This is a genomic window from Rhizobium sp. CB3060 (assembly GCF_025200735.1).
Taxonomy (GTDB): domain Bacteria; phylum Pseudomonadota; class Alphaproteobacteria; order Rhizobiales; family Rhizobiaceae; genus Rhizobium.
Genome location: NZ_CP104158.1, coordinates 622,951 through 636,420, shown reverse-complemented (window position 1 = coordinate 636,420; position 13,470 = coordinate 622,951). Strand labels below are relative to the sequence as shown.

Annotated in this window: 14 protein-coding genes; 6 read left to right on the top strand and 8 right to left on the bottom strand. The window is 60.4% G+C overall.

Annotated elements, in window-relative coordinates; translation table 11 throughout:
- Positions 1–30: 30 nt before the first annotated feature.
- Both N2601_RS03130 and N2601_RS03125 read right to left on the bottom strand, forming a co-directional pair.
- Positions 31–375: a nuclear transport factor 2 family protein gene (locus N2601_RS03130; RefSeq protein ID WP_104822394.1), complete on the bottom strand. Its 345-nt coding sequence runs from the start codon at positions 373–375 to the stop codon at positions 31–33.
- Positions 362–664, bottom strand: coding sequence for a hypothetical protein (locus N2601_RS03125; RefSeq protein ID WP_158704426.1), 303 nt, complete (start codon positions 662–664; stop codon positions 362–364). The genes N2601_RS03130 and N2601_RS03125 overlap by 14 nt, the downstream gene beginning before the upstream one ends.
- Before the next feature lie 56 nt (positions 665–720).
- On the opposite strand from N2601_RS03125, the gene N2601_RS03120 reads away from it, so the two are divergent.
- On the top strand, positions 721–1,962 hold the full coding sequence (locus N2601_RS03120; protein ID WP_104822393.1) for an MFS transporter: 1,242 nt from the start codon (positions 721–723) through the stop codon (positions 1,960–1,962).
- Here the strand turns inward: N2601_RS03120 and N2601_RS03115 are convergent.
- The 3 genes from N2601_RS03115 to N2601_RS03105 form a co-directional block, all read right to left on the bottom strand.
- On the bottom strand, positions 1,959–2,210 hold the full coding sequence (locus N2601_RS03115; RefSeq protein WP_104822392.1) for a DUF1488 domain-containing protein: 252 nt from the start codon (positions 2,208–2,210) through the stop codon (positions 1,959–1,961). The genes N2601_RS03120 and N2601_RS03115 overlap by 4 nt on opposite strands.
- A 71-nt stretch (positions 2,211–2,281) precedes the next feature.
- A complete protein-coding gene (locus N2601_RS03110) occupies positions 2,282–2,404 on the bottom strand; it encodes a hypothetical protein (RefSeq protein ID WP_260303411.1) in 123 nt (40 codons plus the stop codon).
- 168 nt (positions 2,405–2,572) lie between these two features.
- Positions 2,573–3,460 (bottom strand): branched-chain amino acid aminotransferase, encoded by an 888-nt coding sequence (locus tag N2601_RS03105; protein WP_260303409.1) that lies wholly within the window; start codon positions 3,458–3,460, stop codon positions 2,573–2,575.
- Between the two features lie 208 nt (positions 3,461–3,668).
- Between N2601_RS03105 and N2601_RS03100 the strand changes: the two genes are divergently transcribed.
- The 4 genes from N2601_RS03100 (at position 3,669) to zwf (ending at position 8,520) form a co-directional block, all read left to right on the top strand.
- Entirely contained in the window at positions 3,669–4,709 is a 1,041-nt protein-coding gene (locus N2601_RS03100) for a zinc-dependent alcohol dehydrogenase family protein (RefSeq protein WP_260303408.1), read from the top strand.
- 106 nt (positions 4,710–4,815) lie between these two features.
- Positions 4,816–5,880 (top strand): patatin-like phospholipase family protein, encoded by a 1,065-nt coding sequence (locus N2601_RS03095; protein WP_104822391.1) that lies wholly within the window; start codon positions 4,816–4,818, stop codon positions 5,878–5,880.
- Positions 5,881–6,067: 187 nt separating this feature from the next.
- On the top strand, positions 6,068–6,838 hold the full coding sequence (gene tam / locus N2601_RS03090) for a trans-aconitate 2-methyltransferase (RefSeq protein WP_104822390.1): 771 nt from the start codon (positions 6,068–6,070) through the stop codon (positions 6,836–6,838).
- 182 nt (positions 6,839–7,020) lie between these two features.
- Positions 7,021–8,520 (top strand): glucose-6-phosphate dehydrogenase, encoded by a 1,500-nt coding sequence (gene zwf, locus N2601_RS03085; protein WP_104822389.1) that lies wholly within the window; start codon positions 7,021–7,023, stop codon positions 8,518–8,520.
- Positions 8,521–8,547: 27 nt separating this feature from the next.
- Here the strand turns inward: zwf and N2601_RS03080 are convergent, their stop codons facing one another.
- A complete protein-coding gene (locus tag N2601_RS03080) occupies positions 8,548–9,906 on the bottom strand; it encodes a metallophosphoesterase family protein (RefSeq protein ID WP_104822388.1) in 1,359 nt (452 codons plus the stop codon).
- Between the two features lie 83 nt (positions 9,907–9,989).
- Positions 9,990–10,382 carry a hypothetical protein gene (locus tag N2601_RS03075; RefSeq protein WP_104822387.1) on the bottom strand — a complete coding sequence of 131 codons (393 nt, stop codon included), beginning with the start codon at positions 10,380–10,382 and terminating at the stop codon, positions 9,990–9,992.
- 243 nt (positions 10,383–10,625) lie between these two features.
- On the opposite strand from N2601_RS03075, the gene N2601_RS03070 reads away from it, so the two are divergent.
- On the top strand, positions 10,626–12,155 hold the full coding sequence (locus N2601_RS03070) for a helicase HerA-like C-terminal domain-containing protein (protein WP_104822386.1): 1,530 nt from the start codon (positions 10,626–10,628) through the stop codon (positions 12,153–12,155).
- 164 nt (positions 12,156–12,319) lie between these two features.
- Here the strand turns inward: N2601_RS03070 and N2601_RS03065 are convergent, their stop codons facing one another.
- On the bottom strand, positions 12,320–13,096 hold the full coding sequence (locus N2601_RS03065) for a VOC family protein (protein WP_104822385.1): 777 nt from the start codon (positions 13,094–13,096) through the stop codon (positions 12,320–12,322).
- Positions 13,097–13,470 lie beyond the last annotated feature (374 nt).

The window sequence follows — 13,470 nt, the reverse complement described above, 5'->3', positions numbered from 1 at the left end:
GGCCGGCTTTTTGAGCTGGCCCGCTATTTCCTAGACATCGCGTCCAAAGTAGACGTTCACCTCTGCGATCCTGTCGCCGGTAAAGCGGATCATCTCCACATTGCGAAAGCTGCCTCCGTCCATCTTTTCGGCGCGATAACCGACGATCACCTCGTCGCGGTCCGGCACGAGATGTTCGATATGAATGGCGCGGAAGACCTTCTCCTTCGGCCAGCAATGTTTAAAATATTGGTCGCGGTCGATGTGATCGTCGCGCGGGCTGGAAAAGGTAAAATCGCTTGTCAGCATCGGGCGGACGACATCGGGATGTTGGGCGACATAGGCGGCATAGAGCCGCCGCACCGTGTCGCAACGGGCATTATCAAGAGTGCTCATGGCGCATCTCCTCTCTCTGGCGGCCGTTTCGGATATCGAGTTGGTCGCCAGCAATCCGATTGCAAAATGCAATCAGTTTTATATCATGAGATGACAGAACCGACAAGGCGCTTTGCGGACTTGGCATAGCCAGCGGCGTGGTCCAGACTATCGTCATAATCGACATCAACAGGAAGCCGTCGCCATGTCGGAGGCTCGTCAAATATTGGAAAAATTGCTCCGCCTTGCGGGGAAGTACCGGCTCGGTCGTTCCGATCTCTTCAGCCGCGGCGACCTGCTTGCCGGGCATATCCTCGCGGCCGGCCGCCGGGAATTATTTTATGCGTTGAATGCAAAGGCCAAGAAATGACTGCTGAGACACGATGGGAAGCGGCCGCGCCGGCCGAGCCGGAAACCGCTTATTGGATGCGGAATCTGATCATCTGCCTCATCGGCTCCTTTACCACCATCGTGGCGATGACACTGCTGCTTCCCTTCCTGCCGCTCTATGTCGAGGAGCTTGGCGTCACCGACAAGGCGGCGATCGTGCAATGGTCCGGCATCGCCTATGGCGCCACCTTCTTTGCCGCCGCCTTCGTCGCGCCTCTCTGGGGTCGGCTCGGCGATATCTATGGCCGCAAGCTGATGTTGGTGCGCGCGAGCCTCGGCATGACGGTGGCGATCTCTCTGATGGGAATGGCGGGCAGCGTCTGGCAGTTGGTGGCGCTGCGCCTGTTTACCGGGTTGGCTGGCGGCTACGCCTCCGGATCGATGGTGCTGGTGGCGACCCAGACGCCGAAAAATCGCTCGGCCTGGGCGCTCGGCGTATTGTCTTCCGGGATCATGGCCGGCAATCTGGTCGGACCGCTGATCGGCGGCGCCCTGCCACCCATCATCGGCATTCGCGGCACCTTCCTGCTGGCGGGCGGCGTGATCTTTTTCACCTTTCTCGCGACCACCTTCCTGATCCGGGAAGAGAAATCGCCAGCGCGAAAGAAGGCAGCGAAGGCAAGTGGCGGCTGGGCTTCCATATCAGACAAACGGCCAGCCATCGCCATGTTGTCGATCGGCCTGCTGCTGATGCTCGCCAATATGTCGATCGAGCCGATCATTACCGTCTATGTCGCCCAGTTCGTCGAGGGCGCTCACGTCACGATGATTTCGGGCGTGGTCATGGCTGCGGCCGCACTTGGCAGTATCCTGTCCGCCTCATGGCTCGGCAAGCTTGCAGATCGCATCGGCCATTGGACTGTGATCATGGCAGCTCTCGCGGTCGCGGCACTGCTGTTGATCCCGCAGGCTTTCGTGACCTCAGCCTGGCAATTGATTGCGCTGCGCTTTCTGATGGGCATCGCGCTTGGCGGGCTGCTGCCTTGCATCACCGCCGTCATCCGCCACAATGTTCCGGACGCGGCGGCCGGCAGCATTCTTGGCCTCTCGATCTCCTCGCAGTATGTCGGTCAGGTGGTCGGCCCTGTTTTGGGCGGCTTCGTCGGCGGCCATATCGGCATGCGCGCCGTGTTTCTCGGCACCTGCGTGCTGCTGGCGATCGGCGCGATCTATTGCTGGTGGGTCAGCCCGAAGAAAGAGCCGAAAGAAATTCGTTAGCGGAAATCATTCGCGGTCAGGATGTATAGGCGTCGGCTACCATAGCCATAGGCCCTTTTGGCGACCTTCTGGATCGCGTCGCGTTCGGCGTCGAAGGCGGCAAGGTAACCTGCTTCGGTATTGGCGTCCGGAAAGACATCCGCTTCGACGAGAAACGGAACCTCAAACATGCCGTCGTATCCGCTAAACCGGATACGACGCGCCGAGGCATCATAACTGCGGCTGCGGTTCGGAAAGCTCAGACTCATCGCCGACCTCCTCTGAAACAAAGCGTCCCCGACGGTCCCGTAGGAACCGGCGGCTTCAATCGCTCCTGACGTCACCAAGTGAACCCGAACAACATTGAATAGATGACGAACCCGGTGGCGGCGATAACACAGAGCTGCAAAAACAGCCTGTAATAGTCGAAGAGATAGACAGAAGGGGGAAGAGATATTTTCATGGCGGCCTCCTCAATAGCTTTGCCGGCCCACCTCATTTTACCACAAATGCTATCTTCACACCGCCCAATTTAACTATGTCCGACCGCAGATGAAATCGACTCCGGAGCGCGCGAGCGCTTCCAACGTTTCGCGCGGCACATTACCCTTCCCTATCTAAGAGAAGGGTTTCACTCTTCGCTGGCGCTGCGCCCGTAAGCCCAGTCCATGTAAAGTTCCAGCGCCTTGCGGGCGATCGGACCCTGCTGGAATTCGCGGTCGTCGAGACGGTTGACCGAAACCACCTTGGAATAGTTGCCGGTGGTAAAGATCTCGTCGGCTGCCATGAATTGCTCAACCGAGAGCGTCTCCTCCCGCACGTCAAACCCTGCCTGGCGCAACAGGCCCATGACACGGGCGCGGGTGATGCCAGCGAGGAAGGTGCGGTTGGCGACCGGCGTGTAGATGATGCCGTCCTTCACCATGAAAACGTTGGACGAGGCAGTCTCGACGACATTACCGTTCATGTCGCGCACCAGCGCATTGTCGAAGCCGCGCTTCTTCGCTTCCACGATCATGCGGCCGCTGTTCGGATAAAGCGAGCCGGCCTTGGCGTCGGTCATGGCGGTTTCCGGCGACGGGCGGCGGAAGGGCGAGACAGTCAACGTCACGCCGCCATGGCCGCCCAGCGGCGCTTCGAACAGGCAAAGCGCGAAACAGGTCGATTCTGCATCGACGGCGACGACACTTCCCGCCGAGCCGTGTTCACCCCAATACATCGGCTTGATGTAGATCGGCGTCTTGCCGTCGAACTTCTCCACGCCTTCCCAGGCGAGCGCTTCGATTTCCTCAGCGGAATTGAGCGGCTTCAGGCCCATGGCGAGCGCGGAGCGGTTGACGCGCTGGCAGTGGAGGTCGAGATCGGGCGCGATACCGTCGAACCAGCGGGCGCCGTCGAACACGGTCGAGCCCAGCCACATGGCGTGCGATGTCGGGCCGATCAGCGGCGGGTTACCGGTGAGCCATTCTCCATCGACATAGGTCCAGGTTGTGGTGCGGGGGGATGTATCGACGGCCATGATGATTTCCTCCTGAAAGCGGCAAGAAGGAAAAACCCGCACAACCTGGGGGTCAAGCGGAAACTTCCGCTTGAAATCCATTCGCAACAAAGCGCCGGAAGCCGCATTCCCCGCGCAATTTTCATGCGCCGAAACAATAGCTTGACGAATGGATGAATCAGGAAAAATGATGGACGATACCAACTGCGGCAGAATGCGTGAGAGTCCCATGAAAGCGATGTATTACGAGGCCTTCGAGGCCACACCCGATATTCGTACCCTTCCCGACCCCACGCCCAGCGAGGACGGCGTCGTGATCGCCATCGGCGCCACGGGGCTTTGCCGCAGCGATTGGCATGGCTGGATGGGCCATGATCCCGATATCAAGCTGCCGCATGTGCCCGGCCATGAACTTGCCGGCAAGGTGGTAGCGACCGGTCGGGGCGTCGTTCGCTTCAAGGTCGGCGACCGCGTCACCGTGCCCTTCGTTTCCGGCTGCGGCCATTGCGCCGAATGCCATTCCGGCAATCAGCAGGTCTGCCCAAACCAATTCCAGCCCGGCTTCACCCATTGGGGGTCCTTCGCCGAATATGCGGCGATTGATTATGCCGACACCAATCTCGTCCACCTACCGGAGACGATCGACGACGCGACGGCGGCGAGCCTCGGCTGCCGTTTCGCCACGTCTTTCCGCGCCGTCGCCGACCAAGCCAGGACGCGTCCGGGCGAATGGATCGCGGTGCATGGCTGCGGCGGCGTCGGCCTGTCCGCCGTCATGATCGCAAGCGCGCTCGGCGCGAATGCCATTGCCATCGATATTTCCGACGAGAAGCTGGCTTTCGCCCGCGAATGCGGCGCGGTAGCGACGATCAATGCGGCTGGTGTGGCCGATGTCACGGAGGCTGTGCGGGAGATCACCAAGGGCGGCGCGCATGTGTCTATCGATGCGCTCGGCCATCCCGTCACCTGCTTCAATTCCATCAAGAATCTCCGCCGCCGCGGCCGGCATGTGCAGGTCGGCCTGATGCTGGGCGAACATGCGGCGCCGCAAATCCCGATGGCGCAGGTGATCGGCCATGAGCTGGAAATCTACGGCAGCCACGGCATGCAGGCCTGGCGTTACGACGCCATGCTGGACATGCTCGCCGCTGGCAAGATCGCCCCACAAAAGCTGATCGGCCGCAAAATCAGCCTGGAAGAGGCCGTGCCGGCGCTGATGGCGCTGGACAAGGCGGAAGGTACGGGCATCAGCGTGATTACACGTTTTTAGGCATTCTCTCCCCTCCACAAGAGGTAGGCGAGAACGCTCCGCTTTCATTGATCGATGCAATGCCGCTGCTATCTTTGCCGACGGGCAGATATAGGAGGGGAATTCCATGACAATGCGGTTCATCCTATCCATCGACGGCGGCGGTATTCGCGGGCTCATTCCGGCGCTCATCGTGGCCGAACTCGCGAAGCGGCTGAACGGCTTGCCGATGTACAAAGCCTTCGATCTGATCGCCGGCACGTCGACCGGCGGGATCATCGCAGCCGGGCTCACCTGCCCGCACCCTTCCGGCAACGGCGATGCCGCCTGCACGCCGGATGATCTCGTCAAGCTCTATGCCAAAGAGGGGCAGGATATTTTCGGCACGACACTGGTGTCGAAAATCATCAATCTCGGCGGACTGGCGGAGGAGCGTTACGATGCAGCGCCATTGGAAGCGAAGCTGCAGGTCCGGCTGGGAACCGCCGAGATTGCCGCCGGGCTGACCAAGGTGCTGATCACGGCTTACGACATCAAGGCACGCCAGGCGCTGATCATGTCCAATTCCGACGATGAAAACAGCCATTTCCGCTATTGGGAGGCTTGCCGCGCCACCTCCGCCGCGCCGAGCTATTTCGAGCCGGCGCTGATCGAAAATTTCGCCAAACCCGTCGATGATCCGAACCGCTCCGTCCCCTTGATCGACGGCGGCGTCTTCGCCAACGATCCTATCCTCGCCGCCTATGTCGAAGCCCGTAAGATGGGCTGGGAGAAAGGCGGCAACTCTGTCGTGGTTCTGTCGCTCGGCACCGGCCAGCAGAACCGTCCTATTCCCTATCAACAGGCAAAAAGCTGGGGCGCACTCGGCTGGATCAACCCCGCCAACGGTACGCCGCTGATTTCAATCCTGATGCAAGGCCAGGTATCGACAGCCTCCTACGAGGCCAATTCGCTGCTCAACCCTGCCAAGACGAAGATGGTTGACGGGTCGACGCAGGTCACACCGGCCAATGTGGGCAAGCTTGCCTATTTTCGCATCGACGGCGCGCTCGTCGGCGCCAACGACGAACTGGATGATGCCTCTGACGGCAACATCGACGCGCTGACGAACGTCGCGCAACAACTCATCGCCCGCAATACGGCAGCGCTGGATGAGGTGGCAAAGCGCATCCTGGCGGTGAAGGGAAAATAGAAGGCGTCGCACAATAGCTCTCGGCACCTATCCCCGATCAGCGATCTCCTGGGCCATTTGCCGCACGAGGGTCGAAATTTCACCCCTGGCGATCTCGCCCATGAAATGATCAAACTCCACAGGCCCAATATCGACAAGGTCCGGGTCCACTCGTATCGGGCATACAAGCTGATGAAGAGGATAAGTCATGGCATGGTCTGCCGGCCAATATGTGAAGTTCGAGGATGAACGCACGCGCCCGGCGCGTGACCTACTCGCGCAGGTGCCGTTGGAGCGCGTAGATCGCGCTATCGATCTCGGCTGCGGGCCTGGCAACTCGACGGAGCTGATCGTCGAACGCTACGGTGCCGCCGGCGTTTCCGGGCTCGACAGCGACGAGAACATGCTGGAGGCGGCCCGCAAGCGCATGCCCGGCACGGAGTTTCTCAGGGCCGATCTTGCCACTTGGCAGCCGGAAGAACCTGTCGATCTGCTTTTTGCCAACGCCGTTTTCCAATGGCTGCCTGATCACATCGACATTTTCGAACGGCTGATGGACGGGTTGAGGCCAGGCGGCGTGCTCGCCATCCAGATGCCAGACAATCTGACCGAACTCAGCCATTTGATGATGGAGGAGACAGGAAAAGACGGCCCCTGGAGTGAGGCCTTTGCCAGAAAGAGCGTGCGTCGCAATCCCCTTCCCTCGCCCTCGGCCTATTACAACCGGCTGATCGGCAAGTCCGCCCGCATCGACCTCTGGCACACCAACTACAATCATCCGCTGGAAAATGCCGCCGCCATCGTCGAATGGGTCAAGGGCACGGGCCTGCGCCCCTATCTCGATCATGCCGCGCCTGAGCATCGCGATGCTTTTGCGGCCGACTATCTCGCGCGCATCGAAAAGGCCTATCCGCCATTGGTGGACGGCAAAGTCCTGCTGCGGTTTCCGCGGCTGTTTATGGTGGCGGTAAAGAAGTAGGGCGCCATGTAGCATTTATACTGTGGCGACGTGCCTCGGAGCGCAACCCTTTCGAAAAGCGATTCCGGTTTTCTCGATCTTGGGTTAGAACATCCTCGCCCAAGCATCAGCACAACCGGCTGAAGGAGAAGATTCATGTCGTCCAGAAACCTGATCTCCCTATTCCCGACGGAGGTGCGTTCGTGACCGGCTTTACCGTTCCCCCCGCTCCGCCGCTGACGCTCGTCATCTTCGGTGCAACCGGCGACCTGACGCGCCGGTTGCTGATGCCGACGCTGATCAACATGACTAAGGCCGGCATGTTGGGCGACGATCTGCGTGTGCTCGGCGTCAGCATCGAACCTGGTGGCGACGAGTTCCTGGTCGAGCGTCTTGACACCTTCCTCGCCACAAACGGAATGGAGCAAGCGCAGCAGAGCGACGCCTGGCAGAGGTTGAAGACGCGCATCTCATATATTTCCGGAGACTTCACGCAGGGCGCAATCTATCAGGAAATCACCGATCGGCTGCAGCATGCGCCGAGCGCCAATGCCGCTTTCTATTTTGCCGTGCAGCCGCGCTTTTTCGGCGACATCACCAGCCGCTTAGCCGAGCATGGGCTTCTTGACGAAACCGCCGGCGTCTTCCGGCGCATCGCCATCGAGAAGCCGTTCGGTCATGACCTCGCTTCGGCGCAGATGTTGAACGCGACGCTTCTGCACAGCGCGGACGAGAGCCAAATCTATCGCATCGACCATTTCCTCGGCAAGGAAACGGTGCAGAACATCATGACGACGCGCTTTGCCAACATGATGATCGAAGCCCTGTGGAACAACAACTACGTCGACCATGTGCAGATCACTGCCGCGGAATTGGTGGACGTCGGTACGCGCGGCAAGTTCTACGACGCGACAGGCGCTTTGCGCGATATGGTGCCGAACCATCTGTTCCAGCTTCTTGCCATGGTGGCCATGGAACCGCCGAACAGCTTCGACGCAGAATCCGTCCGAAACGAAAAGGGTAAGGTGCTAAAGGCGCTGCGCCACTATTCGCGAGACGAAGCGGCGAAAAACGCCGTGCGCGGCGCCTACACCGCCGGACCACTCGACGGCAAAGATCTGCCGGCCTACACAGAGACGCCGGATATCGCGCCAGACAGCAATACCGAAACCTACGTGGCGCTGAAACTTTTCGTCGACACCTGGCGCTGGGCAGGCGTGCCCTTCTATCTGCGCACGGGCAAGGCCTTGAGGGCCCGTGACACTGAAGTCGTCATCACCTTCCGGCAAGTACCTTTCGCGCAATTTCCCCGCGCGGCCGCGCGACCGGACCTGCCACCGAACAAGCTGATCATTCAGGTGCAGCCGAACGAAGGGCTGCAGATGGGAATCTCCATCAAATCGCCGGGGCTGGTCCTAAAGACCTCGCCGATCGAGCTCGACTTCCGTTATGCCGACCACTTCGACATCGGTCATCAGACGGGCTATGAATCGCTGCTCTACGAACTCTTCGTCGGCGACCAGACTCTGTTCCAGCGTGCCGACAGCATCGAAGCCGGCTGGGCGGCCGTGCAGCCTTTCCTTGATCTCTGGGCCGACGGCAGCAAACCCGATCCTTACGCGCCAGGCAGCATGGGACCGGCCTGCGCAGACGAACTCATCGGACGCGACGGCCGCGTCTGGCATCGGATTGGAGACGATTGAGGCGTAAAGGGGAAGGCCGCGCAGCGCCTATCCCACTGCAAACGCTACCTCCAACCCCTCGCCCATGAAGGCGCGGTCTTCAGTGCCGCGCTGACCATGGCCAACGCTCCATTGCGCCGGCCAGACCAAGCGTTCAAGGCCGGTGGCGGAAGCTCCGTCGAATGAAGTCCATCTGTCATCGCCATGCATGCGATAAAGCATGCCGCCTGGCCCCATGCCGGCATGCAGAGCGATATCGACATCGAAGGACTGACCGGCTGCGAGATCAGGCCCGAACCAGTAATGCGGGCTGCGGCCGGGATCGCGACCAAGAATCAAGGTCAGCGTTTGCCTCGGACCACGCAAGCCGAGCCAGAACGGCGCGATGGCATCGGCGTTGAAGGCAGAGAAGAGTGTTTGGGCTGGCGGATGTGCCGCCTTCGGCATGCGGCCCCTTATCCGCAATTCGATGATGCGATCATTGTTCATCGAGCCGGTAAAGCTGGCTCGATGCATCCCGGGTGACAGGGTTTGCCAGCTCTCGGGATCGGCCGGCTTGAAAGGCCATTGCAATCGTTCGCGAACGATGCCGTCCGTATCCAGCACCTGATAGCGAAGACCGTCCGCATCGAGTGCCGCCTGGATGCAATGAAGATATTCCACGCCCTCCGGCATTCTATGCGCAGTGCCTGCGCCGGAGGTGCAAAGCTGCAGGACGCCGCGGTGAACCTGGACGTCGAAGGCGAGGATATGGCTGCAGACATAGGCCAGAACGTCCGCTTCCACCAGAATATCCCAAAATCGCTTGGTGTAATCCGGGCCGACCTCGCGCTGATAGGATCCGGAAAAACCGTTGATGGGGAAAACCGGGTGATGGCCGAGGACGATCTTATGGCGTGCATCTCCATGCTGTTTCAGCGTTGCCTCCAGCCACTCTGTCTCGACATGACCCTCGCCACCGAGACCGGTCCACAGCGTATGGACGAAAACAAGGAGGAGATCGCCGCGGCGCACCCAGTAAGACAGGCCTTCCTGGCCTGGCGGACCGTTTTGTGGAAGCTGCAGGACCTCGCGAAAGACCTGCTCGCTCATTTCATCATAGGTGGTGTGATTGCCGGTCGTGTGCCAAAGCGGCGTTTTCCGTCGGTCGAGCCAGCCCATTTCATGCTCGAACCAATGCCGCCATTGCGCCCTCAAGGCTTCCGGATCGGCGGTCAGGCCAATGATCTCGTCGCCCGGAAACAGGATGAATTCCGGCGGCGGATCAAGCCGGCGCAGGACGGCGTTGACGGCGACGAAGGTCTCTTCGTGCAGCGCGCCTGGAACTCCGGAACAAGAATCGCCATAGAGCACGAACCGATGGCCAGGCCCGTTCGGTAACAGCGATGGAATGGAATTGGCGGCCATGGGACAATTTGCAACCTGCTGAATGATCAAACAAAAAAGCCCCGCGATCAGACCGCGGGGCCTTCGTCACAAATGACAGCATATTACAGGAACTGGCTCAACCCCGGCACGGAATTGACGACCTCATCGACCACCTCATCGCCGGCATGTTCGCGGGCGGTCGCGATGGTTTCCTTGGCGAGCGAGGAAATTTCGCCCATGTTGAGACCGCTGCTCATCAACGACTGGCCGAGCGCCATGAGACCGCCGCCACCGCCAACGGCGCTCAGAAGGCCGCCGAGCAGACCGCCGGACGTTTCCTCCCCGTTATATTGCGCCACCAGATCGGACGCACCGGGGATGGACTCGATCATCTTGGTGACCGGGCCATCCGGGGCTTCGCGCTGTAGGAAGCCCAGCATCATGCCAACGGCCTTCTCTGCAATATCGGGTGAAATGCCGGCTCTCGTTGCGATCTGATCAATAATCTCGTTCATTCTGGCCTCCTGCTTGTTACTTATGACGTGAACGTCAACGTAATTGAATGCGCCGACCGACTCAAGTCTGTCCGGGTTGTGTGCGACACTACCGGAAGCATCACCATGAAGCGAACGGTTGTCCCCATTCAAGTCTCTTCTTATAACAGCGTCAGGACAAAACAATGAATGGGCCTCTGGCACCTCTCGCCCCTAAAACTTCTCGGGGTTGCAGTGCCGCCGTCCAAAGGGAGACGACGCCTGATGCCGCAACAGGATGAACAGATTTTCGTCGGCGCCAGCCGCAATCCGGACGACAGCATCAATAAGGACGAATATCTGACGCTGAAATTCGGCAATCGCCACGGCCTCGTCACCGGCGCGACAGGCACCGGCAAGACGGTGACCCTGCAGGTGCTGGCGGAGGGTTTTTCCAAAGCCGGCGTGCCCGTCTTCTGCGCCGATATCAAGGGCGATCTCTCCGGTATCGCCGCCAAGGGCGAGCCGAAGGATTTCCTTTTGAAACGGGCCGAGGAAATTGGTCTGAAGCCCTACGAATTCGAACAATTCCCGGCGATCTTCTGGGATCTCTACGGCGAAAAAGGCCATCGCGTGCGCACCACCATCGCCGAGATGGGGCCGCTGCTGCTGGCACGGCTAATGAACGCATCGGAGGCGCAGGAGGGCGTGCTCAACATCGCATTCAAGATTGCCGATGACAATGGGCTGGCGCTGCTCGACCTCAAGGATTTCCAGGCCTTGCTCAACTATATGGGCGACCATGCGAGCGAGCTTTCCAGCCAGTTCGGCCTGATCTCGAAGTCATCCGTCGGCTCGATCCAGCGTGCTTTGCTGGTGCTGGAGCAGCAGGGGGCGGAAAACTTCTTCGGCGAGCCGGCGCTGAAGATTTCCGACATCATGCGCGTCAGCAATGATGGCTATGGGCAGATCTCGGTGCTTGCCGCCGACAAGCTGATGATGAACCCAAGGCTTTACGCCACCTTCCTGCTGTGGCTGCTGTCCGAGCTCTTCGAGGAACTGCCGGAAGTCGGCGATCCTGAAAAGCCGAAGCTGGTCTTCTTCTTCGACGAGGCGCACCTGCTCTTCAACGATGCGCCGAAGGTGCTGATCGAGCGCGTCGAACAGGTGGTGCGCTTGATCCGCTCCAAGGGTGTCGGCGTCTATTTCGTCACGCAGAACCCGCTCGACGTGCCAGAAACCGTGCTCGCCCAGCTTGGCAACCGCGTTCAGCATGCGCTGCGCGCCTATTCGCCGCGCGAACAGAAGGCAGTCCAGACGGCCGCCGAAACCTTCCGGCCTAACCCGGCCTTCAACTGCGCCGAAGTCATCACCACGCTCGGCACCGGCGAAGCGCTGATCTCCATGCTTGAAGGCAAGGGCGCGCCCTCGATCGTCGAACGCACCTTGATCCGCCCGCCGTCGGGTCGCATCGGCCCGGTGACCGATACCGAGCGCCAGGCCGTCATCAACGACAGCCCGGTCGCCGGCCTCTACGACGAGACGGTCGATCGCGAATCCGCCTTCGAAATCCTCGCCGCCCGCGCCGGCAAGGCGGCCGAGCAGGATGCCGCCAAACAGGACGACGGAAGCGCCGGCGGCCGCTGGACGCTCCCCGGCTTCGGGGATGACGATGACAAACCGGCAAGCCGCGGCCGTTCCGGCTACCAGCGCGAAACGATTTTGGAAGCAGCGATGAAGAGCGCCGCACGTACGATCGCGACGCAGGTTGGACGGGCGCTGGTGAGAGGGATTCTGGGTAGCTTGAAGCGGTAGCGGACCCCTTCTCCCCTCGGGGAGCAAGTGCCCGAAGGGCGGATGAGAGAACGAGGAGCACAGCGACGAATATCGTAAGCCGTGCTCCAAAGCCTGCTCCCCAGTAACGCCCCCTCAACCCGCGCTGCGCGCGACCTTCTCCCCCGAGGGGAGAAGGCAAAAGCTTATTTCACTGGCGCAACGAGCGAGAAGAACGCGCCTTGCGGGTCGGTGCACTGGACGATCCAGCTACCGCCGGGGACTTCCATCGGGCCGTTGACGACCTTTCCGCCGGCCTCGTTGACGCGGCCGATAGCGGCATCAATTGCCGGGACATTGAAATAGAAGTTCCAGGCGGCCATCGGCATTTCCGCCGGCTTCGTCATGATGCCGCCGAAGTCGCGGTCGCCGATCTTGAAGATCTTGTAGGTGCCCATCGGACCCATGTCGAAATCGGAACTCGATTCCCAGCCGAACATATCGCGGTAGAAATCAAAGGCTTTCGGGCCGTCGTTGGAATAGAGCTCGTGCCAGCCGATATAGCCGGGAGCATTGGGTTCCGGCGGCTGCCAGTCCTGGCCCGGCAACGGCGTGAAAATGCAGAAGGCGGCGCCATAGGGATCGGAGACGACGGCGAAGCGGCCGACACCCGGAATGTCCCCAGGCTCTCGATAGACCCTGCCGCCCTTTGCGGCGATCGTCTTGGCAGCCTCATCGACATTGGGCACGCTGATATAGCCGGTCCAGCAGGGTGGCGTCCCCATGGCCTTGGCCTCTTCCGGCAGGATCATCATGCCGGCGATCGGGCCGGCGCCGGCGCTGAACAGAGTATAGGCCATTTCGATTTCCGGCATCCCGGCATCCTTGGCGTCCCAGCCGACAACCTTGCGGTAGAAGGCCTCTCCCGCGGCCATGTCGGTGGTCATCAGTTCGTACCAGACAAAATATCCCTTCGCAGCCATTGTAGATCTCCCTATTGCTTGCGGCGGTAATTGGCGATCATGAATTCCTTCCAGCTTCAGTCCGGCTGGCACGAGGAAAAGATGCGTTCATTGTCGTCGATGAGTGTGATGGCTTCACGATAGCTGGCCGGACTGCAGAATGCGTGCTCTTCCGTCAGTTTCGCCTTCATCGCGTCCCTCCTTTGCGATTGGCCGAGCCCTATACCCCGTAGCGCATCGCGATCTTTCAGATCCGCTCCTTGCGCTTTAGGTCCTGATTTTGCGCATGTCGTTATCGCAAAACCGCTGCACACTTTTGCGCGACATGCTTTAAACACGGCACTTCGGATATTTGTTCCCGCGCGACCTTCGACGGAAAATCGCGCGGCTTGGGC

Bases quoted from the DNA above. Each gene is read 5' to 3' on its own strand.
- N2601_RS03130 (WP_104822394.1), bottom strand. From the start codon at position 375: ATGAGCACTCTTGATAATGCCCGTTGCGACACGGTGCGGCGGCTCTAT.
- N2601_RS03125 (WP_158704426.1), bottom strand. From the start codon at position 664: ATGCCCGGCAAGCAGGTCGCCGCGGCTGAAGAGATCGGAACGACCGAG.
- N2601_RS03120 (WP_104822393.1), top strand. From the start codon at position 721: ATGACTGCTGAGACACGATGGGAAGCGGCCGCGCCGGCCGAGCCGGAA.
- N2601_RS03115 (WP_104822392.1), bottom strand. From the start codon at position 2,210: ATGAGTCTGAGCTTTCCGAACCGCAGCCGCAGTTATGATGCCTCGGCG.
- N2601_RS03110 (WP_260303411.1), bottom strand. From the start codon at position 2,404: ATGAAAATATCTCTTCCCCCTTCTGTCTATCTCTTCGACTATTACAGG.
- N2601_RS03105 (WP_260303409.1), bottom strand. From the start codon at position 3,460: ATGGCCGTCGATACATCCCCCCGCACCACAACCTGGACCTATGTCGAT.
- N2601_RS03100 (WP_260303408.1), top strand. From the start codon at position 3,669: ATGAAAGCGATGTATTACGAGGCCTTCGAGGCCACACCCGATATTCGT.
- N2601_RS03095 (WP_104822391.1), top strand. From the start codon at position 4,816: ATGACAATGCGGTTCATCCTATCCATCGACGGCGGCGGTATTCGCGGG.
- tam (WP_104822390.1), top strand. From the start codon at position 6,068: ATGGCATGGTCTGCCGGCCAATATGTGAAGTTCGAGGATGAACGCACG.
- N2601_RS03080 (WP_104822388.1), bottom strand. From the start codon at position 9,906: ATGGCCGCCAATTCCATTCCATCGCTGTTACCGAACGGGCCTGGCCAT.
- N2601_RS03075 (WP_104822387.1), bottom strand. From the start codon at position 10,382: ATGAACGAGATTATTGATCAGATCGCAACGAGAGCCGGCATTTCACCC.
- N2601_RS03070 (WP_104822386.1), top strand. From the start codon at position 10,626: ATGCCGCAACAGGATGAACAGATTTTCGTCGGCGCCAGCCGCAATCCG.
- N2601_RS03065 (WP_104822385.1), bottom strand. From the start codon at position 13,096: ATGGCTGCGAAGGGATATTTTGTCTGGTACGAACTGATGACCACCGAC.